The sequence below is a fragment of the Variovorax sp. GW821-FHT09B01 genome, from assembly GCF_059418345.1.
Genome location: NZ_JBWKPQ010000017.1, coordinates 39,994 through 57,251, shown reverse-complemented (window position 1 = coordinate 57,251; position 17,258 = coordinate 39,994). Strand labels below are relative to the sequence as shown.

Below are 17,258 nucleotides of genomic sequence, written 5' to 3'. Positions count from 1 at the left end.
AACCGGCGGGATGCTAGCATGTTGCGCCGCAGCAACGGCGGCGACGCTCCATTCCAACAGCACTCCAAGTCTCCAGGAACACCATCGAATGAAAGCCAGCAAGACCCCTGCCGCCCCACCGAAGCGCAGGCAAGCCGAAGACCAGCCGCTGATCGACGACATCCGCCTGCTGGGCCGCATCCTCGGCGACGTGATCCGGGAGCAGGAGGGCAAGGAGAGCTATGAACTGGTGGAGAAGATCCGCACGCTGTCGGTGGCCTTCCGCCGCGATGCCGACCAGACCGCCGACCGCGCGCTCAAGAACCTGCTCAAGAGTCTGACCGCGGCCGAGACGGTGCGCGTGATCCGCGCCTTCAGCTACTTCAGCCACCTGGCCAACCTGGCCGAAGACCGCCACCTGATCCGCCGCCGCACCGAGGCCGAGCGCGCCGGCGAGAGCGCCGACGGCGACCTGCAGACCGCGCTGGCGCGCATCCGCAAGGCCGGCGTGAAGCCCGACGAGATCGTGGCCACGCTGGCCCACAGCTACCTGTCGCCGGTGCTCACCGCGCACCCGACCGAGGTGCAGCGCAAGAGCATCCTCGACGCCGAGCGCGCCATCGCGCAGCTGCTGACCACGCGCGACGAGATCCGCCTGCGCCAGCAGGCCTATGCCGGCGGCACCGACGCGCTGTCGCCGCTCGAATTCGCCGACAACGAGGCGCAGATCCGCATCCGTGTCACGCAGCTGTGGCAGACGCGCCTGCTGCGCTTCTCCAAGCTCACGGTGGCCGACGAGATCGAGAATGCGCTGAGCTACTACGAGGCCACCTTCCTGCGCGAGATCCCGCGCGTCTATGCCGACCTCGAGAAGGCGCTGGCGCAGGGCGGCCAGACGCCCTCGGTCGCGACCTTCCTGCGCATGGGCCAGTGGATCGGCGGCGACCGCGACGGCAACCCCAACGTGACGGCCGAGACCCTCGAGTACGCGCTGCGCCGGCAGGCCGAACTGGCGCTGCGCCACTACCTCACCGAGGTGCACTACCTGGGCGGCGAGCTCTCGCTGTCGGCCACCCTGATCGACGTGTCGGTCGAGATGCAGGCGCTGGCCGAGCGTTCGCCCGACACCAGCGAGCACCGCAAGGACGAGCCCTACCGCCGCGCGCTGACCGGCGTGTACTCGCGCCTCGCGGCCACGCTGCGCGAGCTCACGGGCGGCGAGGCTGCGCGCCACGCGGTGGCGCCGCAGAACCCCTACGCCTCGGCCGAGGAGTTCCTGGCCGACCTGCGCACCATCGACGACTCGCTCGGCGAGAAGCACAGCAGCCTGCTGGCCGCGCCGCGCCTCAAGCCGCTGATCCGTGCGGTCGAGGTGTTCGGCTTCCATCTCGCCACGGTCGACCTGCGCCAGAGCTCCGACAAGCACGAGGCCGTGATCGCCGAGCTGCTGGCCACCGCGCGCATCGAACCCGCCTATGCCTCGCTGGCCGAGGAAGCCAAGCAGACGCTGCTGCTCAAGCTGCTCGACGACGCACGCCCGCTGCGCGTGCCCGATGCCGACTACTCGCCGCTCGCCCGCAGCGAGCTCGCGATCTTCGCGGCCGCGCGCGTGGCCCGCGCGCGCTACGGCAACGCGGCGATCCGCCACTACATCATCAGCCACACCGAGACCGTGAGCGACCTGCTCGAGGCGCTGCTGCTGCAGAAGGAAGTGGGCCTGCTGCGCGGCGCGATGGACAAGGACGCGACCTGCGACCTGATCGTGGTGCCGCTGTTCGAGACCATCGAGGACCTGCGCAATGCCGCGCCGATCGTGCGCGCCTTCTATGCGCTGCCGAACATCCAGGCGCTGATCGAGCGCTCGGGCGCCGAGCAGGACGTGATGCTCGGCTACAGCGACAGCAACAAGGACGGCGGCATCTTCACCAGCAACTGGGAGCTCTACCGCGCCGGCATCGCGCTGGTGGCGCTGTTCGACGAGCTCAACAAGAAGAAGCCCAACCCCATCCGCCTGCGCATGTTCCATGGCCGCGGCGGCACGGTGGGACGCGGCGGCGGCCCGAGCTACCAGGCGATCCTCGCGCAGCCGCCCGGCACGGTGCGCGGCCAGATCCGCCTGACCGAGCAGGGCGAGGTCATCGGCTCGAAGTACGCCAACCGCGAGATCGGCCGGCGCAACCTCGAGACCCTGGTGGCCGCCACGCTCGAGGCCACGCTGCTGCCGCAGGGCAAGTCGGCGCCCGCCACCTTCCTGTCGGCGGCCGGCGAGCTCTCGAGCGCGAGCATGGCCGCCTACCGCAAGCTGGTCTACGAGACCCCCGGCTTCGGCGAGTACTTCTTCAGCGCCACGCCGATCCGCGAGATCGCCGAGCTCAACATCGGCTCGCGCCCCGCCTCGCGCAACCCCAGCCACAAGATCGACGACCTGCGCGCCGTGCCCTGGAGCTTCAGCTGGGGCCAGTGCCGCCTCACCATCCCGGGCTGGTTCGGCTTCGGCGCGGGCGTGGAGCAGTTCCTCGCGGCCGCCGGCAATGCCGCGGGCCGCAAGGAACGCCAGGCGCTGCTGCAGCGCATGTACGCGCAGTGGCCCTTCTTCCGCACGCTGCTGTCGAACATGGACATGGTGCTCGCCAAGAGCGACCTCGCGCTGGCCTCGCGCTATGCCGAACTGGTGAGCGACCGCAAGCTGCGCCAGAAGGTGTTCTCGATGATCGATGCCGAATGGCACCGCACCTCCGATGCGCTCACGCTGATCACCGGCGCCAAGCAGCGGCTCGAGGGCAATGCCGAGATGCAGCGCTCGGTGCGCCACCGCTTCCCCTACATCGACCCGCTGCACCACCTGCAGGTCGAGCTGATGCGGCGCTACCGCGCGGGCGACGGCGGCGAGCGGCTGCAGCGCGGCATCCACATCTCGATCAACGGCGTGGCCGCGGGCCTGCGCAACACCGGCTGAGGCGGCGCGCATGCAAGGCTCCTGTCTCTGCGGCGCCGTGGCCTACGAGGCCGCGAAGCTCGCGGGCCCGATCGGCCACTGCCACTGCCGGACCTGCCGCAAGGCGCATGCGGCCGCCTTCGCGAGCACGGCGCGCGTGGACCGCGCCGACTTCCGCTGGCTGCGCGGCCAGGACGACGCGCTCGCGGCCTTCGAGTCGACGCCCGGCAAGCTGCGCCATTTCTGCCGCCGCTGCGGCAGCCATCTCGTGGCCGAGTGGGTGGCCCAGCCGCAGGTGATCCTGCGCGTGGGCTCGCTCGACGACGATCCCGGCGTGCGGCCCAGCCAGCACATCTGGCGCTCGCACGACGTGCCGTGGATGGCCTGCGGCGAGGACATTCCCTCGTTCGCCGAGGCCGCGCCGCCCAAGCCCTGAGCGCGCCCTTGCCGTCGATGGACGGCAAGGTGCCGCTCGCGGGCGCCTGCGTGCGGCCGAAAGCACGCAAACCCCTCGATTGTTCGCCCTGGGGAAACTGACAACTGCCGCGCGCCCCCTTTGTCGCGGGCGCCCCGGCGACCACACTGCGAAGCCCTTTGCAACAAGCATCGACCGCCGTGCCGGCCGATGCCCACCGGACTTCCTTCCCATGATGAACGCTCCCAGCGGCGCCCCCTGCATCGACGCGCTGCCGCCCGATTCCGCGAAGACCTCGCGCTCGACCTGGCTCGCGGTCGGCTCGCTCTCGGTCGGTTCCTTCGCCATGGTCTCGACCGAGTTCATGCCGATCGGCCTGCTCACCGACATCGCCAGCACCCTCAACGTCTCGAACGGCACCGCGGGCCTGATGATCACCATGCCCGGCATCCTCGCGGCCTTCGCGGGGCCGGGCCTGATCGTGGCCTCGGGCCGGCTCGACCGCCGCACCCTGCTGATCGGGCTCACCGTGGCGCTGATCGCCTCGAACCTGCTCGCGGCCTTCGCGCCCAACTTCGCCACCATGCTGATCGCGCGGCTGATCCTCGGCCTGTGCGTGGGCGGCTTCTGGACCTTCGCGCCGCCGGCCGCCACGCAACTGGTGCCGCCGGCCCAGCAGGCGCGCGCGATGTCGCTGGTGCTGGCCGGCGTGTCGGCTGCCACCGTGCTCGGCGTGCCGGCCGGTGCCTTCCTCGGCACCACCTTCGGCTGGCGCGCCTCCTTCGCCGCCACCGGCGCGCTGGCCGGGGCCGTGCTGCTGGTGCAGCTGTGGCTGCTGCCGCCGCTGCCCTCGGCACGCGCCATCGGCGCGCGCGACCTGCTGATCCCGCTGACGCGCCGCATGGCGCAGGTCGGGCTGCTCGCGGTGCTGTTCTTCATCGCCGGCCACTTCGCCGCCTACACCTACCTCAAGCCGCTGCTGCAGCAGGTCTTCGGCCTCGACCCCAACGGCGTGACCACGCTGCTGCTGGTCTACGGCGCCGTGGGCTTCTTCGGTACCTTCCTCGGCGGCAGCATGGTGGCGCGCAGCGTGCGCGGCACCACCCTGCTGGCCGCGCTGCTGCTGGCCACGGCGCTGATCCTGTCGACGCTGCTCGGCACCGGCCTCGTGGCCGGCGCGGTGGTGGTCGTGATCTGGGGCGTGGCCTTCGGCCTGATCCCGGTGGCGCTCACGGGCTGGATGCTCGAGGCCGTGCCCGATGCGCCCGAGGCCGGCCAGGCGCTGCTGGTCAGCGGCTTCCAGGTGGCGATCGCCTCGGGCGCGCTGCTCGGCGGCCGCGTGGTCGACGGCTGGGGCATCTCGAGCACCATGGTGATGAGCGGCGGGCTGGTGCTGGTCGCGGCGCTGATCGTGGTCACGCTGGGCCGCGCGCGCAGCGCCGCCGTGGCGGCCTGAGCGGCAGCTTCTCCCTCAATGGCCGGGACGCCCGCGTGGCGTGCCCGGCCTTTTGCTTTCGGCCCCGGCCCGCGCGATCGCATCGAGCACCACGCGCAACCCCTTGCCCACCGGCTTGTCGCGCCGCAGCACGATCGCGAGGGTGCGCGACATGGGCGGCACCAGCCGGCTGATCTTCAACTCGGGATGGGCACCGCGCCCGCGCATCGCCATCCCGGGCACGATGGCGTAGCCCAGCCCCGCGGCCACCATCTCCTTCATCGCCTCGACGCTGCCGAGCTCCATCACCGGCTGCGGCTGCAGCCCGTCGACCGCGAACCAGCGGTCGACCAGCCGGCGCGTGTTGGCCGCGGGCTCGAACAGCACCAGCGGCAGCGATGCCAGGTCGGCCGGCCCCACGCGCGCCTTCAGCGGCGCGAGGTCGGCGCGGCCGATTGCCACGAACTCGTCGTCGAGCACCGGCGTCACCTCGAGCGAACGCCCGGTGGCCGGCAAGGTGACGAGCGCGAGGTCGATGCTGTTCTCCTCCACCTTGCGCACGCAGTCGTCGGTGTTGCCGGTGCTCACCACCACGCTGAGCGCCGGGTACTGCTCGCGCAGCGCGCGCAGCAGCGGCGGCAGCAGGTGCAGGCAGGCGGTGGCGCCGGTGCCCAGCCGCACGCGGCCCGCGACCGCGCTCGCATGGTCGGCCAGCGCCTCGATCGCGTTCTCGACCGCCGCATCGATGTGCTGCGCATGCCGCAGCAGCTCGCTGCCGGCCGCGGTGGCACGCGCGCGCCGGCCCACGCGCTCCACCAGCCGCACCGCGAGGCGACGCTCGAGCTGGCGCACCTGCAGGCTCACCGCGGGCTGGGTCAGGCCCAGGCGCTCGGCCGCGGCCGAGAAGCTGCCGGTCTCGACCACCAGGCCGAAGGCGCGCAGCTGGTCGAGGTTGAGCGAGCGCTGCAGCGGCTTGTCCAAAGTTTTTCTCATGGCTTGCATAGGTGATCGAAGCTTCATTTATCGAAAGCCGCGCGTCAAGATCGCGCCATGCCTTCTTCCGACCCTTCTCCCTCTTCCGCCCCGCTCGAGATCGCCGACGCCGAGCCCCAGCACCTGGACCAGATCCAGGCCATCTACAGCCACTACGTGCTGCACGACCTCTGTTCCTTCGAGGAGCAGGTGCCGACCGTGGCGCAGATGCTCTCGCGCCGCCTCGAGGTGCTGCGCCTGGGCCTGCCCTACCTGGTCGCGCTGCGCGGGGGCCGCGTGGTCGGCTATGCCTATGCCGGCGCCTACCGCGCGCGCTCCGCCTACCGCCACACGGTCGAGGACTCGATCTACGTCGCGCAGGGCGAGCACGGCCGCGGCATCGGCAAGGCGCTGCTCGCGGCGCTGATCGAACGCTGCGCCGCACGGGGCCTGCGCCAGATGGTCGCTGTGGTCGGCCACAGCGGCAACGCGGGCTCGACGCGGCTGCACGAGAGCCTGGGTTTCGAACAGGTCGGCGTGCTGCGCGACGTGGGCTTCAAGTTCGGCCGCTGGGTCGACACCGTGCTGATGCAGCGCGCGCTGGCCTGATGGCGGCACAGCCATCCCTGCCCGCGCCGGGCTGGCTCGCGATGCTCTGCGCGAGCCGGCTGCTGCAGGCCATGATCGTCACGGCCTATGCCGGCGTGCTTCCCTTCACCATGGTCGACTGGCAGATGAGCGCCGCGCAGGCCGGCTCGATCCAGAGCGCCTGGCACGTGGGCTACATGAGCTCGCTGTTCGCCGTGGGCCTGCTCGCGGACCGCTTCGGCGCGCACCGCGTGTTCCTGCTCGGCAGCACGGTCAGCGCGATCGCGGCGCTGGGCTTCGCGCTGTTCGCGAGCGGCCATCGCTCGGCGCTGCTGCTGTACGGGCTCGCGGGACTGTGCGCCGGTGCCTCGTACACGCCGGGGCTGCAACTGCTCGCGCGCAATGCCGAACCCGCCGTGCGCGGCCGCGCGATGGGGCTGTTCCTCGGCGCCTCGTCGCTCGGCTATGCGCTCTCGCTCGCGGTGGTGGCCGCGCTCGCGAGCCTCGCGCACTGGCGCCACGGCCTGATCGCGGCGGCGCTGTGCACCGCGGTGGGCGCGCTGCTCACCGTGCCGGCACTGCGCCGCATGCAACTGCCCACGGCACCGCCACAGGCCGCGCGCGAAAGCACGCTGCGCGCGCTGGCCGAGACGGTGCGCGACAAGCCCGCGATGGCCGGCAACTGGGCCTATGCCTTCCATTGCTGGGAGCTGATGGCACTGTGGGCCTGGCTGCCCGCCTACCTGGTGGCCGCGTCGGGCGATGTGCCGGCGGCCTGGAAGGGCGCGGGCATCGCGCTCGCGGCGCTGGCGCACCTGGTCAGCGTGTTCGGCAGCATCGCGGGCGGCGCCGCTTCCGACCGCTGGGGCCGCGCACGCGTGATGATGGTCGCCACCCTCGCGAGCCTGTGCATGTCCTTCGCCTTCGGCTGGATGTGGAGCTGGCCGCTGTGGCTGCTGGCGGCGGCCGCCGCGCTCTACAACCTGTTCGCCATCGCCGATTCCTCGGTCTACTCGACCGCGCTGGCCGACGTGGTGGCACCGCATCGCCTGGGCGTGGCCTATTCGGTGCGTTCGGTGATGGGCTTCGGCGCGGGCGCGATCAGCCCCTGGGTGTTCGGCCTCGCGCTCGACTGGGGCCAGGCACGCTTCGGCGTGGGCAGCACCCACAGCTGGGTCGCCGCATGGACCACGGTCGGGCTCGGCGCACTGCTCGGGCCGCTGATGATCGCGCGCTTCGCGCGGCTGGCCAGGCCACCGCGCTGAGCGCCCTCAGTCGCCCTCGCCCTGCGCCCACTCCGGGCTGTAGCCGCCCAGTGTCGGGTGGTACATCTCGTCGCCCGCATGCTGGGTGAACTCGACGTTGAGCCGGTCCTCGCGCAGCCCCAGGATCTCCGCGCAGTCGCGGCACAGCGCCTTCGCGACCGCGAGCCGCAGCTCGGCCGAACGGCCGCGCCGGATGTCGCACATCAGCACCGACACTTCCACCGGCTCGCCATCGACCATGCGCCACACGCCGCCCTCGCCCGCCTCGCGCACCGCGACGCTGATGCGCCGGATGTCCACGCTCATCATCGCGGCATAGGTCTCGCAGAGGCGCTGCGCGAGCCGCCGCTTGTCCGTGGCCGCATGGCGGCCGTTCACGTCGAGTTGCAGATAGGGCATGTCAGGCGACTCCCTCGAGGGTGGCGGCGAGGCGGAACAGCGCGGCCTCCCTGCCGGCCGCGGCCACCAGTTGCAGCGCGATCGGCAGGCCGTCGACGCGGCCCACGGGCACGCTGATCGCGGGCAGCCCGACCAGGTTCCACGGGCTCGTGAGCGACAGCAGCGCGGCGCGCACCTCGACGGCCGCGCCATCGATGCGGGGCGTTCTCTCGCCGATGGTGGGCGCCAGCATCGGCACGGTCGGCAGCGCCAGCACCTCGTGCCGCCGCAGCAGGTCGGCCACGGTGCGCGCCATGGCCTCGCGCTGCGCGAGCGCGCGCACATAGCGCCAGGCCGGGATCGCCTCGCCGCGGCGCAGGCGCTGCAGCACCTCGGCATCGATGGCCTCGGCGTCGCGCGCCACGTCCTCCGCATGCACCGCGAAGGCCTCGCTGGCCTGCAGCGTGGAGAAGATCTCGAACAGTTCGTGCGCCTGCGGCAACTGCGCGGGCAGGTCCACCTCGTCGACCGGCAGGCCGGCGGCACCGAGGCGTTCGCGCACGGCGCGCGCGATGCGTGGATCGGTGCGCGCGAGCAGCGAAGGAACGATCCAGCCGATGCGCGCCGCGGGCGCCACGGCCGCATCGAGCGGCGCCAGGCAGCCATAGGCCAACGCCACGTCCTCGGCGTTGCGCGCGAACAGCCCCACGTGGTCGAGCGACGCGGCCAGCGGCCGCACGCCCTCGCACGAGACTGCGCCCCAGGCCGGCTTGAAGCCCGCCACGCCGCACAGCGCCGCCGGCACGCGCACCGACCCCGCGGTGTCGGTGCCGAGCGCCAGCGGCACCATGCCCGCGGCCACCGCGACCGCGCTGCCGCCGCTGCTGCCGCCCGACATGCGCGCGGGCGCATGCGGATTGCGCGCCGCGCCATGCACCGAGCGGTCGCCGGTGGCGCCGTAGGCGAACTCGTGCAGCGTGGTCTTGCCGACCGGCACCGCGCCGGCCGCGCGCAACTGCCGCACGCAGGCCGCGTCGTCGCGTGCCACGTGCTCGAGGTACAGCGCCGAGCCCTGCGTGGTGGGCTGGCCCGCGATGTCGATCAGGTCCTTGATCGCCACCGGCATGCCGTGCAGCGGACCGCGGTCGATGCCTTGCCGCAACTCGTCGTCGGCACGCAGCGCGGCGGCGCGCGCGCCCTGCGCATCCACGCGCAAGAAGGCATTGAGCCGCGGGTTCCGAGACTCGATCGCGGCCAGCGAGGCCTCGATCAACTGCGCCGAGGTGCGGCGGCCCGCGCGCAGGTCGTTCGCGAGCGCGGCGATCGTCTGCCGTGCGAAGAAGCCGAAGGTCTCGCTCATCGCGGCAGCGCCCGTGCACCGACGTAGCCGAGCAGCGGATCGTAGAGGTCGGTGCGACGGTCGCGGTGCAGGTCGTTGAGCGGCGTCCAGATCGGTGCCGAGCGCGCCGCGCCGATGTCGACGTCGGCATGGAGGATGGTGTCCTCGTCGGGCCCCGCGATGCGGCCGATCGGCCAGCCGTTGGTGCCCGCGATCAGCGAGTTGCCCATGAAGCCCGCGCCGCGCTCGGTGCCGATGCGGTCGGCCGTCGCGATGAAGATCCCGTTGGCATGGGCCGCCGTCATCGTGAGGTAGGCCGCCATGCAGGTGCCGCTGGCGTCGTACAGCGGCGGCGGCGTCCAGACCCAGTTGGTGGGCGCGCAGACGATGTCGGCGCCCAGCTGCGCGAGGATGCGCGGCACCTCGGGGAACCAGATGTCCCAGCACACCAGCAGGCCGATGCGGCCGATCTTCGTCTCGAACACCGGATAGCCCTCGTCGCCGGGCGTGAACCACAGCTTCTCGTTGTTCCACAGGTGGGTCTTGCGGTAGCGACCGATGTAGCCCTCGGGCCCGACCAGCACCGCGGTGTCGAACAGCTGCAGCCCGTCCTGCTCGACCAGGCAGCCGACGATGTAGATGCCGTGCTTGGCCGCATACGACACCCAGCCCTGCACCGCGGCCCCGCCGGGCACGGGCTCGGCATGGGCATAGGCCTCGGCGCGGCCGCTGAAGCAGTAGCCGGTGGTCGCGAGCTCGGGCAGCACCACGAGCTGCGCGCCGTTGGCGACCGCGGCATCGAGCCGCTGGTAGATCGCCGCGCTGTTGCGCGCGAGGTTCTCCACGCCCACCTGCGGATCGAACTGGACCACGGCCACGCGCACGGGGCTGGCGCGCAGGCCGGGAACGGCATCGGCGCCGCGGACGATCTCGGCGGCGGGGAACGGGTGCGTATCGGATGAAGCGGTCATGGAGGGCTTTCTGCGCGATGGCAAAGGGAGGGATCGAATCGGCTATCTGGTTTTTATTTGAAACCTTATTGATCGTAGGCAGATCGGTTTTTATTTGCAACCTGATGGACCAAACAGCCCCGCCGCGCCGCAAGGTCTTGCGGCAGCGCCCATACGAGCAGCGCCGAAATGGTTTAATCCTGCAACCACATCCACCCGCAACGCATCGCCATGGCCCGCCGCAAAAGCCTCAAGGAAGACGCCTGTCCCATGGCGCGCACGCTCGACATCCTCGGCGACCGCTGGTCGCTGCTGATCGTGCGCGACGCCTTCGACGGCATGAAGCGCTTCGGCGAGTTCCAGCAGAGCCTGGGCGTGGCGAAGAACATCCTCGCGGACCGCCTGAAGAACCTGGTGAACGAGGGCGTGCTGAGCCAGGCGCCGGCCTCCGACGGCTCGCTCTACCAGGAGTACCTGCTGACGCCCAGGGGCGAGGGGCTTTTCCCGGTCGTGGTGGGGCTGCGCCACTGGGGCGAGCAGCACCTCTATGCCAAGGGCGAGCTGCACTCGGTGCTGGTCGAGCGCGAGAGCGGCAAGCCGGTGAAGCGCATCGATCTGCGCACGCACGACGGCAAGCCGCTGGCGCCGGCGGCGACCTTCGTGAAGAAGCTGCCCGAGAAGCCGGCGCCGGGCGGCCGGCCGGCCTTCAAGTCGGCGGGCTGAGCCGCCCTACTCGCCCAGCAATTCGCCGATCGGCTGCAGGTCCTCGACCCGGTCGCAGATGGCCTTGATCACCATGGTGATGGGGATGCCGAGCAGCAGCCCCCAGACGCCCCAGAGCCAGCCCCAGAAGATCACGCCGACGAACACCGCGACCGGGTTCATGCGGCTGGTGCGGCTGGTGAGCCAGGGCATCAGCAGGTTGCCGACCAGGGTGTGGATCAGCAGCGAGGTGCCGGCCACCAGGATGCCCATCTCGAGGGTATTGAACTGCAGGAAGGCCACCAGGCCCGCGGCCGAGAGCACGATCACCGAGCCGATGTAGGGAATGAGGTTGGTGACCCCGGCCACGATGCCCCAGACGGCCGCGTTCTGCAGCCCGAGGGCCCAGAAGGCCAGGCCGGTGGCCACGCCCACGAGCACGCTGGTGAAGATCTGCACCAGCAGGTAGCGCTCGATGTTGCGCGTGATGTCGTCGAGCACGTGCACGGTGATCTTCTTCTTCTCGAGGCTGGAGCCCGAGATCTTGATCAGCTTGCGCCGGAAGGTGGAGCCCGAACACAGCGCGAAATAGGTGAGGAAGGCCACCAGCGTGAGCTGCCCGGCCGCGCCGAGCAGGCCGACGGTGCCGGTCCACAGGTAGTCGCGCACGTTGAACGGCGGCCGCTCGATCACCACGCGCGCGACGCCGCGGCGTGCCAGTGCGCGCGAGTTCTCCTCGGCCGCGCGTTCGAGCTGCGAGGCGGCCTGCTGCACGCTGTCGAGCGTGCCGCCGGTGCTCTTGTCGGTGCGCGTGGCCTGGCGCAGCTTCTGCGCCGCGGCCGGCAGCGAATCGAGCAGGGACGAGGCGCTGCCCGAGAGCGAATAGCCGGTCCAGCCGATGGCGCCGCACAGGCCGAGCAGGATGACGGCGGCACCGATCCAGCGCGGCAGCCACCAGCGCTCGAGCCGGTCGACCAGCGGCGACAGCGCATAGCTCAGCAGCAGGCTCAGCATCAGCGGGATGAACACCGACTGGGCCCACTGCAGCGCAAACACGCTGGCCAGCACCGCGAGCACCACCAGCGAGAAGCTGCGCACGTCGACCGGCACGCGCAGCACCGGCAGGTCGCGCTCGGCGTCGGCCTCGGACTTCGGCGCGGGCGGCGGCTCCGGGCGCAGCGCGGGCGCGGGCACGGCGGCGGCCGTCACCGGTTCCTCGGGCACCGGGGCCAGCTCGGGCGCGGGCACCTCCTCCTGCGCGGGCGGCGGCCGCGGTGCGTCGTCCTCGCGCGCCTTGTCGTTCATCGTGCGTCCTTGATGACCTCGCGCACCGCCGCCAGCTGCCGGCGCGACACCGCGACCAGCTCGGGCACGGTCGACAGGCGCAGCGCCCAGCCCTCGGCGTCCTCGCCGTCGTCGTAGCGCTCGAGCGCGCGGATCGCGCTGCGCGCCACCAGCGCATTGCGGTGCACGCGCAGGAAGCGCTGGGGATAGCGCTCCTCGAAATCGTTGAGCGAGCCGTCGAGGATGTGGCTGCGCGCGGCCGTGCGCACCGTGAGGTACTTGTACTCGGACTTCAGGTAGACGATCTCCGCCAGCGGCACGCGCTCGGCGCGGCCGCGGTCCTGGATCAGCACGCTCTCCTGCGCCACCTTGTCGCTGGCGCGCTCCTTGAGGTAGCGCTCGGCCTTCTGCAGCGCCTGCTGCAGCCGCTCGGCGCGCACGGGCTTGGTGAGGTAGTCGACCGCGTCGAGCTCGAAGGCGGTGACCGCATGCGCCGCATGGGCGGTCACGAACACCACGGCCGGCGCGTCGGCACGCTCGCGCAGCGCGCGCGCCACCTCGATGCCGTCGATGCCGGGCATGTGCACGTCGAGCAGCACCACGTCGAGCTTCATCGAGGCCAGCTGCGCCTGCGCCTCGGCGCCCTGCGCGGCCTCGGCCACCACTTCGGCCGCGGGCGCGCTGCAGTCGCGCAGCAGGGTGCGCAGCCGCGAGCGGGCCAGCGCTTCATCGTCGACGATCAATGTCCTCAGGCTCATTCATGTCCCCCCACGCAATGGCATGCGTTCATGATTCGGCGGGTATCGCGATGCGCACCCGGTAGCTCTTCTGATCCATGCCGGCGCTGAACTGCATGCGCATGTCGTGCAGCAGCCGCAGCCGGTCCCTCACGTTCGCCAGCGCGATGCCGTGGCCGCGCGGCAGCGGTTCGTCGGCCCAGCGCAGCGGCGGCAGGCTGTTGACGACCTCGATCACCACCATCGAGCCGCGCCGCTCGGTGCGGATGCGCAGCTTGGCACCGTCCGGGCTCGGCTCCACGCCGTGCTTGATCGCATTCTCGACCAAGGGCTGCAGCAAGAGCGGCGGCAGCCGCGCATCGCTGGCCGCGGCATCGAGGTCCCAGCGGATGCGCAGCCGCTCGCCGAAGCGCACCTGCTCGATCGCGAGGTAGCGCTCGGCCAGCGCGATCTCGTCGGCCAGGGTGCCCGATTCGCCGGGATCGGCCAGCGCCTGGCGGAACAGCTCGCTCAGGTCCTCCAGCATGGTCTCGGCCTTGGCGGGCTCCTCGCGCACCAGCGCGATGGCGCTGTTGAGCGTGTTGAACAGGAAGTGCGGCCGGATCCGCGACTGCAGCTCCTCGAGCCGCGCGGTGGTGGCGGCCGGCGTCTGGCCGCGTGCGCGCAGCACCATCGCCGCCATCACCATGCCGGCGAAGAAGGCACCGGCCAGGGCACTCGCGAACCAGGGCGCGCTGACCAGCACGCCCGTGAGCCGCAGCAGCCCGCAGCCATAGAGCGCCGAGATGGCGCCCAGCAGCGCGCCCACCGCGTACTGCCACGGCACCGGCAGCCGCTGCAGCGGCTTCTTGAGCCCGCAGGCCGCGACCAGCCACAGCAGGGTGGCCGGCAAGGCGCCGCCCGTGACGGTGGCGGCCTGCACCAGCCACTCGCCGGGCGAGCCCGAGACGAACATCGCGGCCACGCCCACCACCGCCTCGACGAAGACCACGGTGCGCAGCACCACGCCGATCTGGCAGGCGTCGAACAGCACGGCCTGCGCGCGCGCGGGCGGGCGGGCGCGGTCGGAGGACGCGGCGGGTAGGGTGGCCGATAAAATCGCCGGCTTGCGCATTCGCAGATACATTGGGTAACCAGCCCATTATTGCCTCCCGAACGGCTCCCATGACCCAAAACCAACTCGACAAGAAATCCGAAGCCTGGTCCGCCCTGTTCTCGGAACCCATGAGCGACCTCGTGAAGCGCTACACCGCCAGCGTCTTCTTCGACAAGCGCCTGTGGCAGGCCGACATCGAAGGCTCGCTCGCCCATGCCGGCATGCTGGCCGCGCAGGGGATCATCAGCATGCAGGACCACGCCGAGATCGAGCGTGGGATGGCGCAGATCCGCGCCGAGATCGAATCCGGCGCCTTCGAGTGGAAGCTCGACCTCGAAGACGTGCACCTGAACATCGAGGCCCGCCTGACCCAGCTCGTGGGCGACGCCGGCAAGCGGCTGCACACCGGCCGCAGCCGCAACGACCAGGTCGCGACCGACGTGCGCCTGTGGCTGCGCGGCGAGATCGACCTGATCGCCGAGCTGCTGGTCACCTTGCAGAAGTCGCTGGTCGACATCGCCGAGAAGAACGTCGAGGTGATCCTGCCGGGCTTCACCCACCTGCAGGTGGCGCAGCCCGTGAGCTTCGGCCACCACATGCTGGCCTACGTCGAGATGTTCAGCCGCGACGCCGAGCGCCTGGCCGACGTGCGCCGCCGCGTCAACCGCCTGCCGCTGGGCGCCGCCGCGCTGGCCGGCACCAGCTACCCGCTCGACCGCGAGCTGGTCGCCAAGACGCTGAACATGGAAGGCGTGTGCCAGAACAGCCTGGACGCCGTGAGCGACCGCGACTTCGCGATCGAGTTCAGCGCCGCCGCCAGCCTGTGCATGGTGCACATCAGCCGCATGAGCGAGGAGCTGATCCTCTGGATGAGCCAGAACTTCGCCTTCATCCAGATCGCCGACCGCTTCACCACGGGCTCGTCGATCATGCCGCAGAAGAAGAACCCCGACGTGCCCGAGCTGGCGCGCGGCAAGACCGGCCGCGTGGTCGGCCACCTGATGGCGCTGATCACGCTGATGAAGGGCCAGCCGCTGGCCTACAACAAGGACAACCAGGAAGACAAGGAGCCGCTGTTCGACACCGTCGACACGCTCAAGGACACGCTGCGCATCTTCGCCGAGATGATCGGCGGCATCACGGTCAAGCCCGAGGCGATGGAACTGGCCGCGCTGCGCGGCTACGCCACCGCCACCGACCTGGCCGACTACCTGGTGAAGAAGGGCCTGCCGTTCCGCGACGCGCACGAGATCGTGGCCCACGCGGTCAAGGCCGCGACCTCGCACAAGGTCGATCTGGCCGAACTGCCGCTGGCGGTGCTGCAGCAGTTCAACCCGAAGATCGAGAAGGACGTGTACGACGTGCTGAGCCTGCGCGGCTCGCTCAACGCACGCAACATCCTCGGCGGCACGGCGCCCGCGCAGGTCAAGGCGCAGATCGCGCGCCACCGCGCCCGCCTCGGCTGATCGCGCCGGCCCTCGGCAGCGCAGCGACCCGCAGGGCCCGCCATGTTCTACGCCATCCCGCTCGAGAACCGCCCGAGCTGGCGCAACCCGCCGTGGATGACGGTGCTGCTGATCCTCGTGAACATGCTGGTGTTCTGGGGCCCGCAGCGCAGCGAGGAGAACGCGCAGGAACGCGCCGCGCGCTACTACGCGAAGAGCGCGCTGCCGGCGCTCGAGCTGCCGGCCTTCGTCGACTGGCTGGAGCGCACGCAGTCGCCGCGCGCCGAGGCCGCGCGGCAGTTGCTCAAGCTCAAGCGCACCGACGAGCTGCTCGAGGGCCTGCAGCACGAGCGCGTGTTCCTGCGCCAGCTGCGCGCCGACGAGGTGATCACGCCCGCGCATCCGCGCTTCGACGAATGGAAGCGCGAGCGCCAGCAGTTCGATGCCCAGTGGCCCGCGCCCTTCACCGAGCGCTGGGCGCAGGACTACGCGAAGGACGCCGAGTTCAAGCCCTGGACCTGGATCACGGCCGCCTTCCTGCACGGCAGCACCGGCCACCTGCTGGGCAACATGCTGTTCCTGTTCCTGTTCGGCTTCTCGGTCGAACTGGCACTCGGGCGCACCACCTTCCTGAGCTTCTACCTCCTGGGCGCCGTCGGCGCCTCGGCGCTGGCCGACTGGGCCTATGCGGGCAAGGGCAGCTACGGCCTCGGCGCCTCGGGCGCGGTGTCGGCGCTGATGGGCATGTATGCCGTGATGTACCGGCTGCGGCGCATCCGCTTCTTCTACCAGCTGTTCTTCTACTTCAACTACGTCACGGCACCGGCCCTGCTGCTGCTGCCGGCCTGGATCGCCAACGAGCTGCTGCAGCACCTGGTGGGCGGCCAGGGCATCGCCTACATGGCGCACCTGGGCGGGCTGTTGAGCGGTGCGGTGCTGATGACGCTCGCGCTGGCACTCGGGCGCGTGAAGACGCCCGAGACGCTGGCGGCCGAGCGCGCGAGCGCGCGCGACCACGATGGCGGCGATGGCGAATTCCAGCGCCGCGTCGCCAACGCGCGGCGGCTGGGCGCGGCGATGAAGTTCGAGTCGGCCAGCAGCGAGTGGCGCGCCGCCGCGGCGCTGCGCCCGAACGACGCCGACACCCTGCGCGCCTGGTTCAACACCGCGCGGCTGCAACCGGCCGGCGACGACTTCCATGCCGCGGCGCGGCGCATCTTCCGCCTGAGCGCCACCGACCCCGACACGCTGGCGCTGCAGCACGCGAGCTTCACCACCTACCTCGACCAGGCGAAGCCCGGCGTGCGCCTCAAGCCCGACGACATGGCACGGCTGGCGCGCCGCTTCGTGCGCATCCGCCAGTTCGAGGACGCGCGCCGGCTCTGCACCATCCTCTTGAAGACCGCGCCCGACCATCCCGAGCTGGCCGACACGCTGTCGGTGTGCGCCAACGGGCTGCTGCACGCGGGCGAGCGCGACAAGGCGGTGGGCCTGCTGCCGCACCTGCTGCGGCTCGCGCCCGACGATATGGTCACGCGCGCGCTGCAGCGCGCCTGAGCCGTTCCGCGGTTTCCGGCCGCCGGTCGGAGACCCACACAGTTCGCAAGGACTTGCTCGGCAAACGCTAGCGATACTTAACTTTGCATTCCAGCCAAGCGGCTGTCACACGACTTTGTCATGGTTGGCATCGCACTTGCAGGGCTTTCTCTCTGTAAAGCTCGCTCCGGGTCTCCTCCTG

The 17,258-nt window shown here is 71.1% G+C and carries 15 protein-coding genes; 8 read left to right on the top strand and 7 right to left on the bottom strand.

What is annotated here, in order from left to right; genetic code table 11:
• The first annotated feature begins 88 nt into the window (after window positions 1–88).
• From ppc to AC07RV_RS32780, 3 genes are all read left to right on the top strand, one after another.
• Window positions 89–2,935, top strand: coding sequence for a phosphoenolpyruvate carboxylase (ppc, locus tag AC07RV_RS32790; protein ID WP_296780053.1), 2,847 nt, complete (start codon window positions 89–91; stop codon window positions 2,933–2,935).
• Window positions 2,936–2,945: 10 nt separating this feature from the next.
• Window positions 2,946–3,350, top strand: coding sequence for a GFA family protein (locus AC07RV_RS32785; protein WP_296780050.1), 405 nt, complete (start codon window positions 2,946–2,948; stop codon window positions 3,348–3,350).
• A 211-nt stretch (window positions 3,351–3,561) separates the two neighbouring features.
• Window positions 3,562–4,785, top strand: a complete 1,224-nt coding sequence (locus tag AC07RV_RS32780; protein ID WP_296780047.1) for an MFS transporter — start codon at window positions 3,562–3,564, stop codon at window positions 4,783–4,785.
• 15 nt (window positions 4,786–4,800) lie between these two features.
• Here AC07RV_RS32780 and AC07RV_RS32775 read toward each other — a convergent pair whose 3' ends face one another.
• The gene (locus AC07RV_RS32775; RefSeq protein ID WP_296780044.1) at window positions 4,801–5,766 is read right to left on the bottom strand and encodes a LysR family transcriptional regulator; all 966 of its coding nucleotides are present in this window, start codon (window positions 5,764–5,766) and stop codon (window positions 4,801–4,803) included.
• Window positions 5,767–5,814: 48 nt separating this feature from the next.
• Here AC07RV_RS32775 and AC07RV_RS32770 point away from each other — a divergent pair, with 48 nt between their 5' ends.
• Together AC07RV_RS32770 and AC07RV_RS32765 are read left to right on the top strand one after the other, a co-directional pair.
• Complete coding sequence (locus tag AC07RV_RS32770) at window positions 5,815–6,345, top strand: GNAT family N-acetyltransferase (protein WP_296780041.1); 531 nt, start codon at window positions 5,815–5,817, stop codon at window positions 6,343–6,345.
• Window positions 6,345–7,589 (top strand): MFS transporter, encoded by a 1,245-nt coding sequence (locus AC07RV_RS32765; protein WP_296780039.1) that lies wholly within the window; start codon window positions 6,345–6,347, stop codon window positions 7,587–7,589. The genes AC07RV_RS32770 and AC07RV_RS32765 overlap by 1 nt, the downstream gene beginning before the upstream one ends.
• 6 nt (window positions 7,590–7,595) lie before the next feature.
• Here AC07RV_RS32765 and AC07RV_RS32760 read toward each other — a convergent pair whose 3' ends face one another.
• The 3 genes from AC07RV_RS32760 to AC07RV_RS32750 are packed head-to-tail and all read right to left on the bottom strand — an operon-like array spanning window position 7,596 to window position 10,277.
• Window positions 7,596–7,988 carry a tautomerase gene (locus tag AC07RV_RS32760; protein WP_296780036.1) on the bottom strand — a complete coding sequence of 131 codons (393 nt, stop codon included), beginning with the start codon at window positions 7,986–7,988 and terminating at the stop codon, window positions 7,596–7,598.
• A gap of 1 nt (window position 7,989) precedes the next feature.
• On the bottom strand, window positions 7,990–9,327 hold the full coding sequence (locus AC07RV_RS32755) for an amidase (RefSeq protein ID WP_296780033.1): 1,338 nt from the start codon (window positions 9,325–9,327) through the stop codon (window positions 7,990–7,992).
• Window positions 9,324–10,277 carry a nitrilase family protein gene (locus tag AC07RV_RS32750; RefSeq protein WP_296780031.1) on the bottom strand — a complete coding sequence of 318 codons (954 nt, stop codon included), beginning with the start codon at window positions 10,275–10,277 and terminating at the stop codon, window positions 9,324–9,326. The genes AC07RV_RS32755 and AC07RV_RS32750 overlap by 4 nt, the downstream gene beginning before the upstream one ends.
• Before the next feature lie 210 nt (window positions 10,278–10,487).
• On the opposite strand from AC07RV_RS32750, the gene AC07RV_RS32745 reads away from it, so the two are divergent.
• A complete protein-coding gene (locus tag AC07RV_RS32745; protein ID WP_296780028.1) occupies window positions 10,488–10,979 on the top strand; it encodes a winged helix-turn-helix transcriptional regulator in 492 nt (163 codons plus the stop codon).
• A gap of 6 nt (window positions 10,980–10,985) precedes the next feature.
• Here the strand turns inward: AC07RV_RS32745 and AC07RV_RS32740 are convergent, their stop codons facing one another.
• Genes AC07RV_RS32740 through AC07RV_RS32730 form a run of 3 tightly spaced genes read right to left on the bottom strand, consistent with a single transcriptional unit; the run spans window position 10,986 to window position 14,093 of the window.
• Window positions 10,986–12,263: an AI-2E family transporter gene (locus AC07RV_RS32740; protein WP_296780025.1), complete on the bottom strand. Its 1,278-nt coding sequence runs from the start codon at window positions 12,261–12,263 to the stop codon at window positions 10,986–10,988.
• Window positions 12,260–13,000, bottom strand: coding sequence for a LytR/AlgR family response regulator transcription factor (locus AC07RV_RS32735; RefSeq protein ID WP_057592325.1), 741 nt, complete (start codon window positions 12,998–13,000; stop codon window positions 12,260–12,262). Before AC07RV_RS32735 ends, AC07RV_RS32740 begins: the two co-directional genes overlap by 4 nt.
• 28 nt (window positions 13,001–13,028) lie before the next feature.
• A complete protein-coding gene (locus tag AC07RV_RS32730) occupies window positions 13,029–14,093 on the bottom strand; it encodes a sensor histidine kinase (RefSeq protein WP_296780023.1) in 1,065 nt (354 codons plus the stop codon).
• A gap of 50 nt (window positions 14,094–14,143) precedes the next feature.
• Here AC07RV_RS32730 and argH point away from each other — a divergent pair, with 50 nt between their 5' ends.
• Window positions 14,144–15,541 carry an argininosuccinate lyase gene (argH, locus tag AC07RV_RS32725; protein ID WP_296780020.1) on the top strand — a complete coding sequence of 466 codons (1,398 nt, stop codon included), beginning with the start codon at window positions 14,144–14,146 and terminating at the stop codon, window positions 15,539–15,541.
• A 42-nt stretch (window positions 15,542–15,583) separates the two neighbouring features.
• Window positions 15,584–17,077, top strand: a complete 1,494-nt coding sequence (locus AC07RV_RS32720; protein ID WP_296780017.1) for a rhomboid family protein — start codon at window positions 15,584–15,586, stop codon at window positions 17,075–17,077.
• Window positions 17,078–17,258: the final 181 nt, after the last annotated feature.